Below are 18,969 nucleotides of genomic sequence, written 5' to 3' on the forward strand. Positions count from 1 at the left end.
TATTGAGATCCAAAACACCGCCGTTGCAATAACAACATGGGACAATCTTGCACGATAGAGTACTTGGCTCATAATAACCTCACAGACTTCTGACTAGCGGTAGATAACATCACTTCTTGGAAGTTATCTTAATCCACTGCTCCGACCATTTATTTGCGCCAGATCACTATTTCCCAGATAAACTATATCGGTACGAAAACATGGAGTTGTGATCACATTAATTTAACGTTAATAGAGCCAAATGAATAAAACACTCCCGCTGTTATAGCTCGAAGATATCAAACATCGCTCCAGGGCAGGTGTGGCGCGGCCATCCGAGGGCCTGAATAGCCAACAACATCGGGGAAACGTATATTCCCCTGCTCCCAGTCACGCTGTGCACGCGTAATCTCTGCCTTGCTGTGCCCAACAAAATTCCACCAAATGAGAATCTCCTCGTTTAATGGCAACCCACCGATGAATAATGCACGACTGCCCTTCGTGCCATGTAACTCGATACGGTTAAGATTCTTACCTAAATAGGCAAATTCATCAGGTGAAAATTTTTCATCATTAACCTCAAATGCACCAATAAGGGGCAAAAAGCCTATTTCAAAATCTTCTCGCAAAGGTAGCTGCAAATATCCGTCTTCCTGCCATTCCAAATCAATGGCGATTAACGGTGAAAACGTTAAAACGGGAGAACGGTATTGTTGAAATTCTCCCACCAGCAACGTCTGCTTAACCCCATCGCTCAACCAAGACGGCAAGTCTGAATAATGATCAAAGCGCGGCGACATGTCAGCATATTCGGCGGGCAACGCAATCCACAGTTGTGCGGCATGTAAACATCGGTCCTCCCCTGTAGATTGCTCCGTATGTGCAATACCGCGGCCTGCGGTCATCAGGTTTACCTGACCAGGGCGTATGACCTGCTCACTGCCCAGGCTGTCACGGTGCAACACTTCGCCTTCAATCATCCAGGTAAAGGTTTGCAGCCCAATATGGGGATGTGGCCCGACGTCCATACCCTGTGACGAACCGCTAAATACCGACGGGCCGGCGTGGTCAAGAAAACACCATGCGCCAACGGTGCGACGTTCACGTGTGGGTAATGCACGATTAATCGCAATACCGCCGACTTCAGCATTGCGCACGGCAATGCGTTGGATCTGGCGCACACCGTCGACGACGGGACAATCACGGGAAGATGAAGAGTAAGTTGGGCGGGAATTGCTCATCGTAAAACACCTCCAGAACGGCACACAGATTGAGTAAGTTGCTGGACGCCAGCTTAGCATGAGCAAGCGACCAGAACGCAACCTGGGAGGCAGAACGCTAAGGCGCCCTTATATAGCAACCTTTTATATCGACTTCATCGCGCGCATGCTTTAGATCAGAAAAATAAGTGACACCGAAAAGTATTGATACGACCAGCAGCACGGAAACCAAAAGGCCAATAATGGCCAGCAGCTTGGTTTCATCGTGGAGATTGTGCTCCATTTTATCCCCTGTAATGAACGACGTCATGTCAGCCACAACGTGACTGACAGCGTAAAAATGATCAGGGAGCAAGACGCTATTGCCAGCACAATGATAGCAAATTGCGCATCTCCCAAAGTTTCACGGTATTTTTTATCTTGTGAGGTAGTACGCTGTTGTTTCACAGAATCTATCTTAACTCATCACGCGTTAACGTTATTGTGAGGGGTGGCTGATAAATAAAAAGCCCGCCATGGCGGGTTTGTCAGATTCCGCGCTCGATACCGCTCAGACCTCAGTTGGGCTGAGACGCTATCAATTTTCCTCATCAGGGTCAACACTCCCCCCAGATGACAAGGATGAACGGCGTGGGACATTCATAAGTTTTATGGAAAACAAAGAATAATTAGACCAACTTATACCGATTGAGATTAAAAAGCCCGACCAACGATCGGGCTATAGCAAACGCGTCTGAATTATTGCGGAATACGCAGTACTTGACCCGGATAGATCTTATCTGGGCTAGACAACATTGGCTTATTCGCTTCGAAGATTTTGTTGTAGAGGTTCGCGTTACCATACACTTCTTTCGAAACAGCGCTCAGGGTATCGCCCTTCTTCACCGTGTAGAAACGGCTCTCTGCGGCAGATTGCTCTACGGTCACCTTATCTTCTACACCACTGATGCCGGCCACGTTGCCGAGTGCCACCAGAATTTTCTCTTTCAGCTCTTGGCTGGCTGCATCGCCCGTCACCACAGCTTTACCGTCCACCACCTGTACATCGACCTTATCGGTGCCAGGCAAACCCGTTTTATTGAGATGGTCCTTCAGTTTGGCGCTTTGGTCTTCGGCAGTTGCATTGCCGGTCACTGTGTCCCACAGTTTTTCGCCCGCTTCTTTGACGAAGTTAAACAAACCCATATTCACTCCTTTCGATGGTTACAATGTTGCGTTGACTTAAGGCTTGTTAAGCTTAGCACTGCAAGAGGGATATTCAATTGGCCCTGAGGTATTAAGCGGTTAGAGTAATCCGAAAGTGCCACCTTTCGCTGCCAATCCGCCTCGTCGGGCCGAGCCAGGCATGAAACAATCGCAAATCTTACCTACAATAAGGGAATGGAAAGCTTGACGAAGGACATGAGACGCAATGTACGCTCTGGTGATGTTTGTCTGTTATCTGGATGGTGGCTGCGCTGATATCGTGGTGGACGTCCTGCGCGATGAGCGCCAGTGCCTGATCAGTATGAAAGAACAAAATCTGCGTCACGCCGGCTGTTTCCCGTTTGAGGACTTCATCGACGGCTTCTGGCTCCCCGCCAACGAATATGCGCCAATGTAAAATACCCGTCGACTTTTCTGCTAGTTTCTTCTGAGGAATTTCTGAATTCACTGGAAAGCCGGCATACCAACGATGCTTTATGCCACGATTTTGATAAATTGCTTCACCCGAACGATATGGAGACGGCACCATGCCCGTATCTACCCTTTCAAACGAACATTATGAAGCCCTATTGCGCGACGTCAGCCTGGCTGTTGGTGGCGCCGTTATTCAACTGATCAATCTCAATAAAAAAGTATCCGGCAATAATATTTTGGCGCATTTGGTGAATGAAATTGAGCATGAAACCAATCAGCAGCGCTTTGCTACCTTGCGCTCCGCCATCGAAGTCATGGGCCAGGCCCCGAAAGGACGATAAAGCCCCAATAAATAAGGCAGAGCTTGCGCTCTGCCTGGTTACCAATTTTTCCCGACACAGGAAGAAGAAGGTAATAGCGTTGAAACTTAGAAACGATAGGTCAGGTTAACTGCGACAATATCGTCGGTGCTCAGTTTCAGCTTGTTATCGTCGTTCAGCTGGTTGATTTTGTAGTCAACGTAGGTGTACATATTTTTGTTGAAGTAGTAAGTCGCACCCACTTCCACGTATTTCACCAGATCGACGTCACCAATCCCTTCGATATCCTTGCCCTTAGACTGCACGTAGGCCAGGGAAGGACGCAGACCGTTTTCAAATTGGTACTGGGCCACAACTTCAAAGTTCTGTGTTTTGTTGGCAAAACCAGAAATACCGTTGCCGCTGATTGGCGTCATGTTGCGCGTATCGGCATACATCGCTGCCAGATAAACCTGGTTGGCATCATATTTAATTGCCGTGGTCCAGGCCGTTGCGCTGTCGCCTTTACCGTAATCCAATTTTTTCTGATCGCTAGTACGGTTAGAGTCAGAGAATGCTGCCGCTACGCCGATGCCCGAGCCGCCGATGTCCTGATAATCCAGGGACATACCGTAACCATCACCGTTTTGCTTAGTCACTGAACGGCTGTCACTGTCGTTTTTACCCTGGTACTGCAACGCCAGGTTCAGGCCTTCTACCAAACCGAAGAAATCACGGTTACGGTAGGTTGCCAGGCCGTTAGAACGCGCGGTCATGTAGTTGTCGGTGTAGCTGTAGGAGTCGCCGCCGAATTCCGGCAGCATGTCGGTGTAAGCTTCTGCGTCGTATACGACACCGTAGTTACGGCCGTAATCGAATGAACCGTAGTCGGCAAATTTCAAGCCCGCAAAGCCCAGACGGGTTTTGGTGCCTTTGCTGCCTTGCGCTTCATCGTGGTTGGCTGCGACTTGGTATTCCCATTGACCGTAACCGGTCAGTTGGTCATTGATTTGCGTTTCGCCTTTAAAACCCAGACGAACGTAAGTCATATCACCATCTTCACCTTTATCTTTGCTGAAAACATGTTTGGCAGCAACGCGACCGTACAGATCGAGTTTATTGCCATCTTTATTATAAATTTCAGCCGCGTTGGCAAATGAGGTGATTGCCCCAAGGGCAATAGCTAAGGCTAATACACTGCGTTTCATCATTTATTTTCCTAGATATTATAATTTTTAAAATCCTGCCCATCACGCCCAATTTATGGTTTGGGCTGTGATCTTTATCATTTAGTGTTTTATGAGCGCCCCTAATTAAGGAGCCATGTGACATTAGCATCATGAATGCAAACTTAAAATAAAAAAGTTCATAAAACACCGTGGATAAAGCATGTTTATTTGTAACCAAATATTACATTAAAGCAAAAAACAAATCATTGATTAATAATGATATTTGCTACATATCTTATAACCATATTGGTGCAATGCACCATTTAGGTGCAAATTGGTTTCTTTTTGTATGCTTTCCATTCGATCGGCAAATATCATGAAAGTTAGCATGGTTATTAATAACGTTACTTATTTCACATTTTTATCTGAGTAAAGTCACCACGTGAATTTAAGGCGTTCAATCACGTTTTAATCGAATCTTTTACCGCTTAGGATAATTAATTAGATCCAACGCATCAAAAATGACAGCAGGGAATGATTAAAGAAAAAAATGGCAATGATGAACCAGGGGATATAAAGAGGGATAAATAAGAGGAATTTGCAGCATGATATAGTGTTGTTATTTAAGGTTGCAGCTAACATCGCTACAACCTTAAATTTCATAAGTATAAAAAGGTATTCGGTACTAACGCTTCAATACAGCGTGCTACGCGGTGCTTCAATCAACACCATGCCGGCACGCAACCCCAATGCGACCTTCGGGTTAGGGAACAAGATCCACTCGCGCGCATGCTGAACCCGATACTCTTCACCGGGTTGCTCACACAACAGGGTCCCCTGCTTCAGTTCGGTAAAGTTGGCGGTGTCGTCACTGAGATGCAGCCTAAACTCCTCACTGCGCTTGATAAGCGATCGCTCCACACGGAATACCCGCAGTGCGTCGCCAGGCCGTTGCGGTAAAGGCTCATTGCTCACCGCAGCCTGCAAAGCGCGGTTGATAGCGGCAAATTGCTGCAAGTCGTTACTGCCAAACGGCCGTGCCTTACCCAGTTCCAGCGTACAACTGGCTGCCCCCACGTGCTCACTGGTGAAATGGCTGAAGGTGCCACCGGGCGCACTGTGGATCACTAACGCATCCAGGTCGGCAGCATCCAACAATGCCAACATGTCCGCACTGTAAGGCCTTGTCTGGAAAGGTAGAATGCCGAATCGTGGCAACCGCGAGTCGCGGATCGCCGTATGCAGGTCATAATGGAATCGTGCCGCTTTCTCAGCATCGAAAAATGTCGCGATAACCTGCTCGAGTTGTTGTGCCCGCGCGGTTTCGCCACTGTGGTCAAAATCGCGATAACGGCCACCGAACATCCGGTTCATGTCACTGTGCAAGTAGCGCTGGCCAGCCCGCATCGCCGCAGGATTACCCAGCACGACCAGCAGGCGAACGGCTAACGGGCGGGCTCCGGAAAGCACATCCTTGACCAACTGATTCAGCAATTCAATCGGCGCCGTTTCATTGCCGTGGATACCCGCGGAAACGACCACCGCGTGCTGATAATCCTGCCGCGGCGTGATTTCCAGCAGGCCTTCTCCCAGCCAACGCCAGTGCAAATTTTCGTTCTCACCCTGCTGCTCGGCGGGAACCTGCCCCGCCAGCGTCAGGGCCAACAGATCAAACATGGTGGCTTCGCCTATTGTTGGAATGGATAAACCGAGCCCAACCCGAGAATCGACGTCAGGGCATCCAGTGCATCACGCCCTTCACGCAGCAGTTGCGGATCGGCCAAATCATTTTGCGTCAGGCGATCGCGGTAGTAGCGATCAACCCACTCATTCAAGGTAACGAACAGCGTATCGTTCATCATTGCACGCGGATTTACCGCCCGTAACTCTTGCTCATTCAGCGCCACACGCAGCCGTAAGCAGGCGGGTCCACCACCGTTACGCATGCTTTCACGCAGATCAAACACCTTGATTTCATCGATCGGCCCACCGGCGGCAACCATCTCCGTCAAATAGCCCCAAACACCACGATGTTGACGCGATTCTTCCGGCACCACGATCATCATTTTGCCATTGGGCTTAGTCAGGATTTGGCTGTTAAACAGATAAGTCGCGACCGCATCGGCCACAGACACGCGTGCTGTCGGTACTTCAATTGCCACCAACTCGCTGTCCAACGTCGCCATCTTACGCCGCACGTCATCCAGCGCTTGCTGCTGTTGATAAAATGCCTGTTGATGGTGGAACAACACATTCTGGTTACTGACGGCAATGACATCGTTATGGAACACACCCTGATCGATCACGGCCGGGTTCTGTTGTACGAATACCGTATGCTGCTCATCCAACTGATGGAGACGCGCAATTGCCTCGCCTGCTTCACGCGTTTGGCGTGCCGGATAACGCGTCGGAGCCGTTTCACCGCCAAACTCCTGGCGGCCGTAGACAAACATTTGCACACTACGTTTACCGTAGTCGCCGCCCAATCGGTTATGGTTGGCTGCACCTTCGTCACCAAACAGCGCCACCTGCGGCAAAGCCTCGTGGTGCGCAAAATGGCGTGGATCGTTAAAAATCGCCCGTAGCACGCCAGAGGTCGTCTCAGCCTCAATCGCGCGGTGGAATTTATTGTTCAAGTTGGCGGCAGTGAAATGCACCTTGCCATCGGCACTGTCAGCCGACGGTGATACCGTGGCCGCATTGGCGGTCCACATGCAAGATGCCGAACTTAATGCGGACAACAGACGTGGAGACTGTCGCATAGCCTGTGCCAACACCGCCTCATCGCTACCGCTGAAGCCTAACTTGCGCAGCATTGGCACGTGAGGTCTTTCCTGTGGCGGCAAAACGCCCTGCTGAAAGCCAAGATCTGCCAGTGCTTTCATCTTCAACAGCCCCTGCTTGGCCGCCAGCTTTGGGTTCGACACGCTGTTTTGATGCTGTGTCGATGCCTCATTACCAAATGATAATCCGGCATAGTGATGCGTCAGGCCCACCAGACCATCGAAATTGACTTCATATCCTGACATGCTGTTCTCCTGGGGCCGAGCAGGCTCGGCCCTGCGCAACAAAACGCTGAGTGCTTAGTTAAATGAGAGTCCTGGCGACAGGCTCGCCGGCAACGTCAGGCTTTCGCTTTCCAGCGACGCCATTGGCCAGGCACAATAATCCGCTGCGTAGTAGGCACTTGGACGGTGGTTGCCGGAGGCCCCAACACCGCCGAACGGTGCTGCACTTGACGCACCGGTCAATGGCTTGTTCCAGTTGACGATACCCGCGCGAGCTTCCAGCAACAGGTGATCAAAACGCTCACGCTGCGGCGACACCAGACCGACCGACAGGCCGTAGCGCGTCTGGTTGGCGATACGCACCGCTTCATCAAAGTCGTTATAGCGAATGAGGGTGGTCAGTGGGCCGAAGTATTCTTCATCCGGCACGTCCCGCACGCCAGTCACATCGATAATGCCTGGGCTCAGCAACGCACTGCCGCTTTCCAGCCGCTGCATGGTCAATAAAGCTTTTCCGCCCAACGCCAGCAAGTGATGCTGCGCCGCCAGCATTTTTTCTGCTGCTGCCGACGAGATTACCCCGCCCATAAACGGCTGGGGTTCAGCATCCCAACGGCCTACGCGCAGCGCGCTCGCCACCTGTACCAAACGCTCGATAAAGGCATCGCCCTCACTGCCACGTTTCACCAAAATACGGCGCGAACAGGTGCAGCGCTGGCCCGCGGAAATAAATGCCGATTGAATGGCCAGATTAACCACCGCATCGCGGTCTTCAATCTGATCAACAATCAACGCATTGTTACCCCCCATTTCCAAGGCCAGAATTTTTTCAGGCTGCCCCGCCAGTTGACGATGCAGGTGATAACCGGTGCCGGCGCTGCCGGTAAACAGCAGGCCATCAATATCCGCACGGGCGGCCAGTGCCTCGCCGGTTTCACGCCCGCCTTGCACCAGGTTGATCACCCCATTGGGCAAACCGGCCTGCTGCCACAGCTTCAAGGTTTCTTCGGCGGTCTGCGGCGTCAATTCACTCGGTTTAAACACCACGGTGTTGCCCGCCAGCAGCGCCGGGACAATGTGACCATTGGGTAAATGGCCTGGGAAGTTATAAGGCCCAAACACCGCCAGCACCCCGTGCGGGCGGTGGCGCAATACGGAAACACCGTCCGCCATCGCCGTCTGGCTAACGCCGGTACGGGTCTGATATGCCTGCAGTGAAATCCCTACTTTACCGATCATTGCCTGTACTTCGGTCAGCGTTTCCCAGCGCGGTTTGCTGGTTTCACGACTGATCACCGCCGCCAAATGCGGTTTGTGTTCTTCCAGCAACGCAGCAAAACGTTTCACAATCTGCTCGCGTTGCTCAAAAGGCGTGCGAGCCCAGGTTGGGAACGCCGCACGAGCGGCTTCACAGGCCGCAGCGACATCGCTGCCATCGGCGGCGTTGGCCTGCCACAGCGGCTGATTATCGACCGGATCAGTTTTACTGAACTCAGCGCCATGGCCTTGTTGCCATGAGCCATTAATAAAGAGTGCAGGATGTGACATTACGCTTTCTCCTGTGCAATAAGGGGGATAACCCGCACCGGGCTGCCTTGTTCAACACCCAGCGCTGCAGCGGTGGCGGCATTGAGATGCAGACGGTCGTCATACAGATCGGCATTGACCAACAGTGCGCGGTAATTCTGATAATGATCGTTGGCCACCAGATAGAGCGGCGCATCAGCCCGCATCGGGGTCTCATCGAGCACTACTTTCACCAGGCGGCTTTGTTTGACCGCACGAATATGGTCGATTTCCGCTTCCAACGTTGGGCCACCGTCGAAGATATCGACATAACCTTGATAACGCAGGCCTTCCGACTCCAGTACCCGGCGTGCCGGTACTGTCTGCGGGTGCACTTCACCAATCACTTTTTGCGCGTCTTCAGCCAGGAAGTCGACATACAGCGGGTGCTTCGGCATCAGCTCGGCAATAAATGCCTTTTGCCCGGTGCCGCTAAGGTAGTCCGCCTTGGCGAACTCGATAGAAAAGAAGTGGTTCCCGACGCTCTCCCAGAAAGGTGAGCGGCCATTCTCATCGGAAAAACCACGCATTTCGGCAATCAGCCGTTCGGAGAAACGCTCACGGAAGGCGGCGATAAACAGGAAACGCACCTTCGACAGCAGTTTGCCGTTTTCGCCGTGGCGGTAGTCCGGGTCAAGGAATAACGTACATAATTCGGAATGACCGGTGTGATCGTTGCTGAGGAACAGCGTCGGCACCGATTTATACACATTCAACTGTTTGGACGCATGCACCTGGGTCCCGACGCGGAAGCTGTACCACGGCTCTGAGAGCCCAACGGCCACTTCAATGGCGCAAACCCCTACGGCCTGCTGACGCTCGCTGTCCTCCAGGACAAACAGATAACACTGGTCACCACGCGGAAGTTCGCCTTGCCAGGTTTTTAACGCCCGCTCAATGCGTGCCGACAAGGTATCTTCGTCTTGTGGCAGGGAAGTGAGACCGATGCCGGACTTACCGGCCAGCGTCAATAAATCAGCCAAATCGCGACGCTCTATAGGGCGAATAATCATCATAATGCGAACCTCGTCTTGATCAGGCTGCGCCGGTAAGGGCGCAGCCTGTGTATTAGCTGCAAATCCGCGCCACGGCTCGCGCGAATCGCGCCAGCCCCTCTTTCACATCCTGTTCCGGGATGATCAGTGAAGGGGTAAAGCGCACCACATCCGGGCCGGCAATCAGGGCAATCACACCTTCTTCGTTGGCCAATTGCGTGATCTGTTTCGCCTTGCCGGCATAATCTTTCGTCAACTGGCAACCAATCAACAGGCCACCACCGCGGATTTCAGAGAAAATCGGATATTGCTGATTAATTTTGTTCAACCCGTCGAGGAACCACTGGTGGCGCTGTTTCACCCCATCCAATACTTCTGGCGTATTGATGATAGAGAACACCGCACCGGCCACGGCCGTCGCCAGCGGGTTACCGCCGTAGGTGGTGCCATGGGTGCCGACACCCAGCGTTTTGGCCAGATCATCCGTCGTCAGCATGGCACCAATAGGGAAGCCACAGCCCAGAGCTTTCGCGGTGGTTAACACGTCCGGTACCACGCCGTATTGCATGTAGGCATACAGATCGCCAGTACGGCCCATGCCGGTTTGCACTTCATCGAAAATCAGCACCGCATCATGGCGATCGCACAGCTCACGCAGGCCCTGCAGGAAAGCAGGATCAGCAGGTAATACACCGCCCTCGCCCTGGATCGGCTCAACAATCACCGCACAGGTATTGTCATTGATCGCTTCAGCCGCAGCGGCCAAATCGTTAAACGGTGTATGGGTGATCCCACCCGGTAACGGGGCGAAATCTTTTGAATACTTCGGTTGCCCACCCGCTGAGACAGTAAACAGCGTGCGGCCGTGGAAGGCGTTGTTAAACGCGACAATCTGGTTTTTGCTGCCGTTGCCTTTATCCAGAGCGCGTTTACGCGCCAACTTGAGTGCCGCTTCGTTGGCTTCCGCACCGGAGTTACAGAAAAACACCTTATCGGCAAAGGTGGCGTCAATCAGCTGCTTTGCCAAACGCAGTACCGGTTCGTTGGTATAGCCGTTGCCCAGATGCCACAGTTTGCCCGCCTGCTCCACCAGCGCTGCCGTCACCACGGGGTGAGCATGGCCCAACGCGTTTACCGCGATACCACCGGCAAAATCGATGTAAGACTTACCCTGTTGATCCCAGACCTGCGATCCTTCTCCCCGAACCAAAATAAAATCAGCGGGGGCGTAAACCGGGACCATCCAGTCATCGAAAGACTGGCGGGTAACTGCGATTGGCTGTTCCATAATGACCTCATAACTTCAGCAAAGACTGAATTTTGACTGTAAGGGCCGTTCCTGCCCGGATGTTCCACAACAAAACAAGAAAAACAGCGCCGTTGCATCTCCTTTTCGACCGGTGATAACTCTGCCTCTCACCGTCTATTCAGAAACAAATCTGTTACATCAAACGCGTTTTTCGCTATTTATGCCGGGAATCAGGTCCTGGAACGGGGAATAAATGTTAACGAGCAGTTAAAATACATGCCGTTTGATAAAGAGTGTAGAGCAGCTATCGTGCCAAACTGGGATTTCCGGCAATTTTTTGGTTTTTTTACGCTAAAACAACGGCTTACAATGCATACTTATTCAATAAATATGCATTGGTAATGAATAATTGGAAAAATAAGGCGAAAAATCATCGTTGGCTGCGAAATCCTATTCAATTACAAAAAACTTCAATATTTCTGATCGCGCTCGCAAAAATAATTTGGCCTGACATGCGCCCCATCACACTTTTGCCCCACTTCAGTGCAGGCACTGCACCCTATGAGAGCAAACCCACGCCAGCCAAGGCTCTGCGCAGCACATCGCGGCGCATCATTGTGCATGCGCACACGCAACCCCCGCGCCAGATCTCATATTTGTTAACTTACTGAACAAATTGTTGACAGTCTGAGGACGCGATAATAGGTTAATTTCAATGGAACACGTGTTCCATGATAAAAAAAACGCACCCACCCTAAATAATTCGAGCCGCAGGAAAGCGGCAAAACATGCGTCCCCAGGCGCTGGCCTAAGCCAGCCACGGGGGTGAGCTCCATGGATGGGCCGAGTCACGCAGCGACACCGCGGCGGCTTGAAGTAGGACGGGTACACATCGACTGCACAGCATCGGGGTTATCATGGCTCATTTCTGCTTGCGTACTAACCATAGGATCACCGGGGTCGCACTGGCCGTGCTGCTGGGCCTGCCCCTTTCTGCCAGCGCCACTACCCGCATTACCTTCGCCAACTATTTGCCGAATGATTACATCAATAAGGTGATTAAAGATTTTGAAGCGGCGCACCCGGACATTCAGGTGCAGTCGATTAAATGCGGCTTCTCTGACTGCCACCAAAAGCTGACGACCGCGTTGGCCGTCGGCCAAGGTGCCGCCGATATCTTCAGCGTCAGCACCATTAAGCTGGGCAGCTTCGCCAACTCCGGTGGTCTGAACAACCTGAGCGCCCCTCCGTTCAGCATCGACAGCCAGGGCTGGCAGTTTGATCCTTCAATGATCAGTCTGGCAAAAGGCAACGACGGCAACATCTATGGTGTGCCTTACGATACCGGCCCGGTAATCATGATCTACCGGAACGACATGGTGCAAAAGGCGGGAACGAAGATTGAGGACATCACCAAAAGTTGGGACAGTTTTATCGCCTTTGGTGAGAAATTGAAAAAAGAGCAAGGCGCTTACCTGTTGCCTGCCGCCACCAGCCTGATCAACCCACTCGTGGTGGGCATGAACAGTGAACCGGGCAAACCCGTGTACACCAAAGACGGTAAACCCAACCTCGACTCCCCTCAAATCAAACAGTTGATGACGGTCATCAAAACGCTGTATGACAAAGGATTAGCCGCCTCGCTCGACGGCTCAACCAATTCGCAGGAATACATCAAGCTGTACCGTCAGGGGAAACTGTTTGCAGATATCGACGGCCCCTGGGACGAAGGCCGTATTGAGCAAGAATTGGATCCGGACGGTGCCAAAGCCGGGTTGTGGCGCGTGACCGACGTACCGGGCAACATCAAGGTCAATGCTGGCGGCACCACGCTGGTGATCCCGAAACAAAGCAAAAACGCCGAAGCGGCCTGGCAGTTCATTCAATACTTTATGCAACGTGACGTGGTGATCGACGCGGCCAAAACCGCCGGTACCTTACCTGCCCGTCTCGACGTGTATAACGCGCCCTACTTTGACACGCCGAGTCGCATTCTCGGCGGTCAACATTCGATGCGCTACTACGCCAGTCTGGTGCCGGACCTGAAGCCGGTTGCCTCAGCGCCGGAAGATAATATCGCCAACGAAATTCTCAATGAAGCGGCGAAGAAAATTCTGGTGCAGCATCAGGATATCGACAGCACCCTGCGCGATGCCAACAAGCTGCTCGAGCGGCGGATGCGCGCGTTGTAATCATCTATATCCGTCATATTTCAAGCTGCAGGTGTGTTGGCTTCAAGCACTCCCCCCAGTCACTTACTTATGTAAGCTCCTGGGGACCCATGCTCTTGCCGCCTTCCTGCAACTCGAATTATTTAGGATATAACTCCAGCGTTTTTTTGACGCCGATTTTATATTTTCCACCGGTTCGGGGAGTCTATGCGTAAGCGATTTTTCAAAGGGCTGCTGCACGATCACCGCACCGCCTACCTGCTGTTGCTGCCGTTTATGCTGCTGTTCGCGGTGTTTAACGCGTTCCCGATCTTCTTTTCGGCGTTTCTGTCATTTCAGTCATGGAACCCGGTAAAGGGCCTCGGTTCGATGAAGTTTGTCGGGCTGGATAACTTTTACTACGCCTTCACCGACGATGCCTTCTGGGTGTCGCTGGTCAACACCATCAAAATCACGCTGGTGTCGGGCCTGTGCCAGCATCTGTTTGCGATTACGCTGGCTTACTCCTTGCTGCATATCATCGTGCGCGGCAGACGTTTTCTGAAGGCAGCCATCTTCCTGCCCTACATTACCTCTTCCGTGGCCGTTAGCCTGATTGTGTTCAACCTGTTTTCCCCCGTCGGCATGGTTAACGAGCTGCTCAGCGGGTTAGCGACCAAACTGCACCTCGGCACGTTAGCCGCCGCATTGCCCATCAACTTCTTTGACAGCGACTGGATCCGTTTCACCATCGCCAATCAGGTGACCTGGAAATTTACCGGCATCAATACGGTGATTTACATGACCGGCCTGGCGTCTATCTCACCGGACCTGTACGAGGCCATTGAGCTGGACGGTGCGAGCCGTTGGCAGAAATTCCGCTATATCGCGCTGCCGCTGTTGGCACCTTTTATCTTCTTCGCCACGCTGATGACGCTGATTGGCAACATGCAGTTATTCAACGAACCGATGATCTTGACCCAGGGTACGGGCGGCGTTGACAACAGCGGCCTCACGGTGTCGATGTACGTCTACAAAACCGGCTGGTCCTACCTGGATATGGGAACGGCTTCGGCGATTTCCTGGATCTTGTTCCTGTTGATAGCCGTAGTCAGTGCCTTGGTGTTTTGGGGCTTCGGCAACCGGGGAGGTGTGAAAAATGATCGCTGAAGGCCGCCGTTTCGACACCGGAAAACTGGTGATTTATCTGTTGGTATCCCTGTTCGCCTCGTTGTCGCTGTTTCCGTTCTATTGGTCTGCCTTGCTGGCGACGCAGGACACCCGCAGCATCATGGGTATGTCTCTCCGCTTTGGCACGCATCTGGTGGAAAACTTCCGCGGGTTGGAACAACAGGTTCCGTTTACCCGTTCGCTGCTTAACACCCTGTATGTCACCGCCATGGCCACCTTGACCAGCGTGTTGGTTTCCGCTGCTGCGGGCTACGCTTTCAGCGTTTACCAGTTCAAGGGTAAGAAGGTGCTGTTCACTACGCTGATGCTGACCATGATGGTCCCCAGCGTGGTCAATCTGGTGCCTTACTTCTTCGTCATCAAAAGCGTGGGCCTGCTCGACCAGTTCGCCGCCGTTTGGCTGCCTGCCGGGGTAAACATCTTCGGTATCTTTCTGGTTCGCCAATACGTGAGCGCCTCATTACCCAGCGAAATCCTCGACAGTGCACGCATGGACGGCCTGAATGAATTACAGATTTTCTTGCGTATCGGCCTGCCTTTGATGCGCCCAGCATTGCTGACCGTGGCGATCGTTGTGGTGGTCGACACCTGGAACAACTTCATGCTGCCGTTGGTGGCGTTACAGTCACCGGATAAACAAATTCTTCAATTGGTACTGCGCAGCCTGAGCGGAGCCACCGCCACGCCGTGGAACCTGGTAATGACCGGCAGCTTCCTGGCCATCGTGCCACTGCTGATTGCCTTTATCTTCTCGTCCAAACAAATGATGGAGAGCCTCACGCGTGGGGCGGTCAAAGGGTAACTTATGCAATCAATCGATATTTACAGCCTAAAGGGCGCGGCTGCGCACCAGCACGTCATCCTGTTTGCTGCCACAGAGGAGCAACTGCCCGCCACACTGCAAGATGCCGGGCTGCAACGGGCAAGCGTCGGTGTATTTTATCCACTGGGTGAAGGGCGATTTGGCCTCAACGTCGGCCCCCGTCTGACCCCTGCCGCGCTGCAAGATGCCGGGGCCGTTATCGCCGCCGGGCAAAAAGACTTTGGGCTGCAGCAGCTGCGACTGACGTTGGTCCCGGAACTGACAGCAGACGATGAGACCTGGCGCTGGCTGCTGTTTGGTTTGCGTCTCGGCGCTTACCGCTATCAGCATCATGCCAGCGTAACGCTGGCCGATCCGACGCTGCGGCTGAGCAGCCAAGATGCCGCAACGCAAGCCTTGTGCGATTGGGCAAACCTGCATGCCGAGGGCGTGATCGTCGGCCGCGAGCTGATGAACAAACCCGCCAATATTCTCTACCCTGAAAGCTTCGTGGAGGCCGTCGCGCAATTGCCGTTCAGCCATCTGCATCAGGAGGTGTTAGGGGATGAACAAATGGCCGCGCTAGGCTTTGGCGGTCTGCTGGGCGTTGGCCAGGGCAGTGCCCGGGCATCGCAGTTGCTGATACTCGATCACCATCCAGCCAATGCTCGTCACACCCTGGCGCTGGTCGGCAAAGGCGTGACCTTCGACAGCGGTGGCATCAGTATCAAAGGCGCGGCGCGCATGAGCACCATGAAGTTTGATATGGGCGGTGCAGCCGCGGTCGTGGGCGCAATGCGTATCATCGACGCGCTGCAATTGCCGATCCGTGTCATTGGCCTGTGCGGGCTGGTGGAAAACATGCCCTCTTCACGCGCCCAGCGCCCTGGCGACGTTGTAACCATGCACAACGGCAAATCGGTGGAAATCATTTCGACTGACGCCGAAGGACGCATGGTGTTGGCGGACGTCATCAGTTATGCCCAGCAACGCTTCCAACCGGACTTTCTGTTGGATATTGCGACCCTGACCGGTGGTGCAGGCGTAGCACTAGGCAAGGAATATGCCGCCATGATGGGCAACGACGATGCGTTCCTAGCTCAGGTTACCCAAGCAGGCAACGCTAGCGCAGAACCGGTATGGCCCATGCCACACGGCGGCTGGTATCGCGGTGTGCTGAAATCTGAATTTGCCGATTATCGCCACGGTGGCGAGGATCCGCACGGCAGCCCGTGCGTGGCCGCAACCTTTATCAGCGAATTCGTACAGCCGGGTCAACGCTGGGCGCACCTGGACATCGCCGCCATGTCGACGGATATGCCGCACCGCAAGCTGTACGCCAACGGTGCATCCTCATTCGGCGTGCTATTGCTGGCACGACTCAGTTCCCTGCTTGCCCAAACGGAGCACTGATGGCTTACGTAGAACTGGTTGATATCAACAAACGCTATGACAACGGCTATCAGGCCGCCAGCAACGTCAATCTGCAGGTGGAGAAAGGCGAGTTTGTGGTGCTGCTCGGTCCGTCAGGCTGCGGTAAATCTACCACGCTGCGGATGATTGCCGGGTTGGAAACCCTGTCTTCCGGTGAATTGCTGATCGACGGCGAACGCATGAATGACGTGCTGCCCAAATACCGCGACATCGCCATGGTATTCCAGAGCTATGCGCTGTACCCGCACATGACGGTGTACGAAAACATGGCGTTGTCGTTGAAAATTAAAGGAATGGCTAAAGCAGAGATCGCTAGCCAAATTGCGGCCGTTGCCGACATGCTGCATCTGACCGAGTTTCTAAAGGTCAAACCGGGCCAGCTTTCCGGCGGTCAACGCCAGCGTGTGGCGCTGGGGCGTGCCATCGTCCGGCGCCCCAAGGTATTCCTGTTTGATGAGCCGTTGTCCAATCTCGACGCCAAACTGCGTAATCGCATGCGCCAAGAGCTGTCGGCACTGCACAAGGCCATCGGTGCCACCATAATTTATGTCACTCATGACCAGGTTGAAGCCATGACCATGGCCGATAAAGTGGTGATCATGAATCAGGGTAAAGTACAGCAGATTGGCACACCGCTGGACCTCTATCACCGGCCAGTTAACCGCTTTGTCGCCGAGTTTATTGGCTCACCGCAGATGAACTTGTTCGATGTGCAGGTACAGGTTCAGGGGACGCAGATTGTGCTACAAGGCGATTCTGGCTTGCTGCTGCCCGTGAACACCGCCGAATTTCCGGCGCTGGCGACAAAAGCGGGCGAGTGGCTGACGCTGGGTTGCCGACCGGAAGCGTGCAGCATCAGCGCACCGCAGGTGGAACCGCACCTGCGCGGTACGCTGGTGTACAGTGAAAATCTGGGTGCAGAAAGCAATCTGTTTGTTCAGGGTGACAATGGCGCACAATACATCGTGAAGCAACACACTCAGCAGCACTACCCACAGGGTTTGCCGCTGGCGGTGACGCTGGATACCACTGCCCTGCACTTTTTTGACCCAAACAGCGGCGAGCGTCTGGCGCCACACGGGGAAACAGTGTTGCCGGCCGGCATTCTGTGAGACCATACCGCCGCTGCCCCTCTTACCGCAGCGCCCCGTTTTCCGTTGAGTACTTGCGCCATGCCGATTAAAAAAGTCACGTCTCACGATGTCGCCCGCGTAGCCGGCGTTTCACGCACCGTGGTTTCCCGCGCCTTTTCCAATCAAGGCCGGGTATCGCAAAAAAACCGTGAGTTGGTGATGCGTGTGGCCAGCCAGTTGGGCTATGCACCCGATGCGATTGCCCAAAGCCTGCATACCGGTAAAACCGGATTTGTCGCGGTCGTGGTTAACCACTTTCATGATCTGTCTGATTTGGAGTTTTTCGATCGTTTGGTGGAGCAGTTGCAAAACAGCAACCGGCAGGCGGTGATGATCCGATTGGAAGGCATTGAAGATCCGGCCAACTACCTCAAACAAACCATTTCTTATCATGTTGATTCCGCCGTGGTGTTCGCCGACAACATTAGCGCTCGCACAGCGAAAGATCTGTTCCGCATCGCCACACCGATCATGCTCAATGGGTTAGCCGGTGACGCCCTGTGCGATGCGCTCAACGCCGATGAAGCACCCAGCCTGCAACAACTGGCAGCGCTAATGGCGCAAAAAGGCCAACGACATGTTGCGCTCCTTGGTGGGCGCAGCAGCGCCAAAGGCGAACAAGTGCGCCAGCAGACCTTTTTAGCCCATGCGGCCACACAGCAACTGCAGATCGTGGCGCAACTCAGCGGCGACTACAGCTATCAAAGTGGTTTCAAACTGGCACCACAGCTGCTGGCAGCGCAACCGGCCCCACAGGCCATCTTCTGCACGGCCGATTCGATGGCGATGGGTGTGATGGATTATATTCGTTTGCATACGCCGCTGCGCATCCCACAGGACGTCGCGGTCTACGGCTTTGACGATATCCCGATGGCCGCCTGGCCAAGCTACCAACTGACCTCGGTGCGCCGGGATATCAGCGCGATGATCGCCGCCATTGTCAGGCTGGTGGAGTTACGCAGCAGCAGCCCGCAGGCCGCACCGCAGCAAGTGACCATTCCCACCGAACTGGTGGTGCGTGCCTCTTGCTGAACGAGCCGCTTTCGGCGGTTCAGGCTGTCGTCATCCCCGTGAAAAGGCTAAACCCGCAGGGATCGAACAGAGTCGCCCCGCGTTACCCCATGGATTCTGCTCTTGGGCGCAGCATGCAGCGC

At 53.5% G+C, this 18,969-nt stretch carries 17 protein-coding genes; 8 read left to right on the forward strand and 9 right to left on the reverse strand.

What is annotated here, in order from left to right; genetic code table 11:
* Positions 1 to 278 precede the first annotated feature (278 nt).
* The 3 genes from AC2FC2_RS22380 to lysM form a co-directional block, all read right to left on the reverse strand.
* On the reverse strand, positions 279 to 1,220 hold the full coding sequence (locus tag AC2FC2_RS22380) for a pirin family protein (RefSeq protein ID WP_490659932.1): 942 nt from the start codon (positions 1,218 to 1,220) through the stop codon (positions 279 to 281).
* A 97-nt stretch (positions 1,221 to 1,317) separates the two neighbouring features.
* Entirely contained in the window at positions 1,318 to 1,482 is a 165-nt protein-coding gene (locus tag AC2FC2_RS22385; protein ID WP_209635303.1) for a hypothetical protein, read from the reverse strand.
* Between the two features lie 455 nt (positions 1,483 to 1,937).
* Positions 1,938 to 2,384: a peptidoglycan-binding protein LysM gene (lysM, locus tag AC2FC2_RS22390; protein WP_037419951.1), complete on the reverse strand. Its 447-nt coding sequence runs from the start codon at positions 2,382 to 2,384 to the stop codon at positions 1,938 to 1,940.
* Positions 2,385 to 2,610: 226 nt separating this feature from the next.
* On the opposite strand from lysM, the gene AC2FC2_RS22395 reads away from it, so the two are divergent.
* Positions 2,611 to 2,802, forward strand: a complete 192-nt coding sequence (locus tag AC2FC2_RS22395) for a YdfD/YebW family protein (RefSeq protein WP_012145560.1) — start codon at positions 2,611 to 2,613, stop codon at positions 2,800 to 2,802.
* 130 nt (positions 2,803 to 2,932) lie between these two features.
* Complete coding sequence (locus tag AC2FC2_RS22400; protein WP_209635304.1) at positions 2,933 to 3,160, forward strand: biofilm development regulator YmgB/AriR family protein; 228 nt, start codon at positions 2,933 to 2,935, stop codon at positions 3,158 to 3,160.
* 86 nt (positions 3,161 to 3,246) lie between these two features.
* On the opposite strand, the gene AC2FC2_RS22405 is transcribed toward AC2FC2_RS22400, so the two are convergent.
* The 6 genes from AC2FC2_RS22405 to AC2FC2_RS22430 form a co-directional block, all read right to left on the reverse strand.
* A complete protein-coding gene (locus AC2FC2_RS22405; RefSeq protein ID WP_404759406.1) occupies positions 3,247 to 4,329 on the reverse strand; it encodes a porin in 1,083 nt (360 codons plus the stop codon).
* A gap of 651 nt (positions 4,330 to 4,980) precedes the next feature.
* Complete coding sequence (gene astE / locus AC2FC2_RS22410) at positions 4,981 to 5,964, reverse strand: succinylglutamate desuccinylase (RefSeq protein WP_490308188.1); 984 nt, start codon at positions 5,962 to 5,964, stop codon at positions 4,981 to 4,983.
* Between the two features lie 11 nt (positions 5,965 to 5,975).
* Entirely contained in the window at positions 5,976 to 7,316 is a 1,341-nt protein-coding gene (gene astB / locus AC2FC2_RS22415; RefSeq protein WP_209635306.1) for an N-succinylarginine dihydrolase, read from the reverse strand.
* A gap of 54 nt (positions 7,317 to 7,370) precedes the next feature.
* Positions 7,371 to 8,843, reverse strand: a complete 1,473-nt coding sequence (gene astD / locus AC2FC2_RS22420; RefSeq protein ID WP_265553718.1) for a succinylglutamate-semialdehyde dehydrogenase — start codon at positions 8,841 to 8,843, stop codon at positions 7,371 to 7,373.
* Positions 8,843 to 9,877: an arginine N-succinyltransferase gene (astA, locus tag AC2FC2_RS22425; RefSeq protein ID WP_209635309.1), complete on the reverse strand. Its 1,035-nt coding sequence runs from the start codon at positions 9,875 to 9,877 to the stop codon at positions 8,843 to 8,845. Before astA ends, astD begins: the two co-directional genes overlap by 1 nt.
* Positions 9,878 to 9,929: 52 nt before the next feature.
* Positions 9,930 to 11,144, reverse strand: coding sequence for an aspartate aminotransferase family protein (locus AC2FC2_RS22430; RefSeq protein WP_209635311.1), 1,215 nt, complete (start codon positions 11,142 to 11,144; stop codon positions 9,930 to 9,932).
* Between the two features lie 878 nt (positions 11,145 to 12,022).
* Between AC2FC2_RS22430 and AC2FC2_RS22435 the strand changes: the two genes are divergently transcribed.
* The 6 genes from AC2FC2_RS22435 (at position 12,023) to AC2FC2_RS22460 (ending at position 18,847) form a co-directional block, all read left to right on the forward strand.
* A complete protein-coding gene (locus AC2FC2_RS22435) occupies positions 12,023 to 13,297 on the forward strand; it encodes an ABC transporter substrate-binding protein (protein ID WP_209635313.1) in 1,275 nt (424 codons plus the stop codon).
* Positions 13,298 to 13,483: 186 nt separating this feature from the next.
* Positions 13,484 to 14,425 (forward strand): carbohydrate ABC transporter permease, encoded by a 942-nt coding sequence (locus tag AC2FC2_RS22440; protein WP_404759402.1) that lies wholly within the window; start codon positions 13,484 to 13,486, stop codon positions 14,423 to 14,425.
* The gene (locus AC2FC2_RS22445) at positions 14,415 to 15,248 is read left to right on the forward strand and encodes a carbohydrate ABC transporter permease (protein ID WP_209635317.1); all 834 of its coding nucleotides are present in this window, start codon (positions 14,415 to 14,417) and stop codon (positions 15,246 to 15,248) included. Before AC2FC2_RS22440 ends, AC2FC2_RS22445 begins: the two co-directional genes overlap by 11 nt.
* Positions 15,249 to 15,251: 3 nt before the next feature.
* The gene (locus AC2FC2_RS22450; RefSeq protein WP_490659933.1) at positions 15,252 to 16,661 is read left to right on the forward strand and encodes a leucyl aminopeptidase family protein; all 1,410 of its coding nucleotides are present in this window, start codon (positions 15,252 to 15,254) and stop codon (positions 16,659 to 16,661) included.
* Positions 16,661 to 17,794, forward strand: coding sequence for an ABC transporter ATP-binding protein (locus AC2FC2_RS22455; RefSeq protein ID WP_265553730.1), 1,134 nt, complete (start codon positions 16,661 to 16,663; stop codon positions 17,792 to 17,794). The genes AC2FC2_RS22450 and AC2FC2_RS22455 overlap by 1 nt, the downstream gene beginning before the upstream one ends.
* A gap of 60 nt (positions 17,795 to 17,854) precedes the next feature.
* Positions 17,855 to 18,847: a LacI family DNA-binding transcriptional regulator gene (locus AC2FC2_RS22460; RefSeq protein ID WP_265553732.1), complete on the forward strand. Its 993-nt coding sequence runs from the start codon at positions 17,855 to 17,857 to the stop codon at positions 18,845 to 18,847.
* Positions 18,848 to 18,969: the final 122 nt, after the last annotated feature.

It is taken from the genome of Serratia sp. CoH_122_TC_1, from assembly GCF_058191755.1.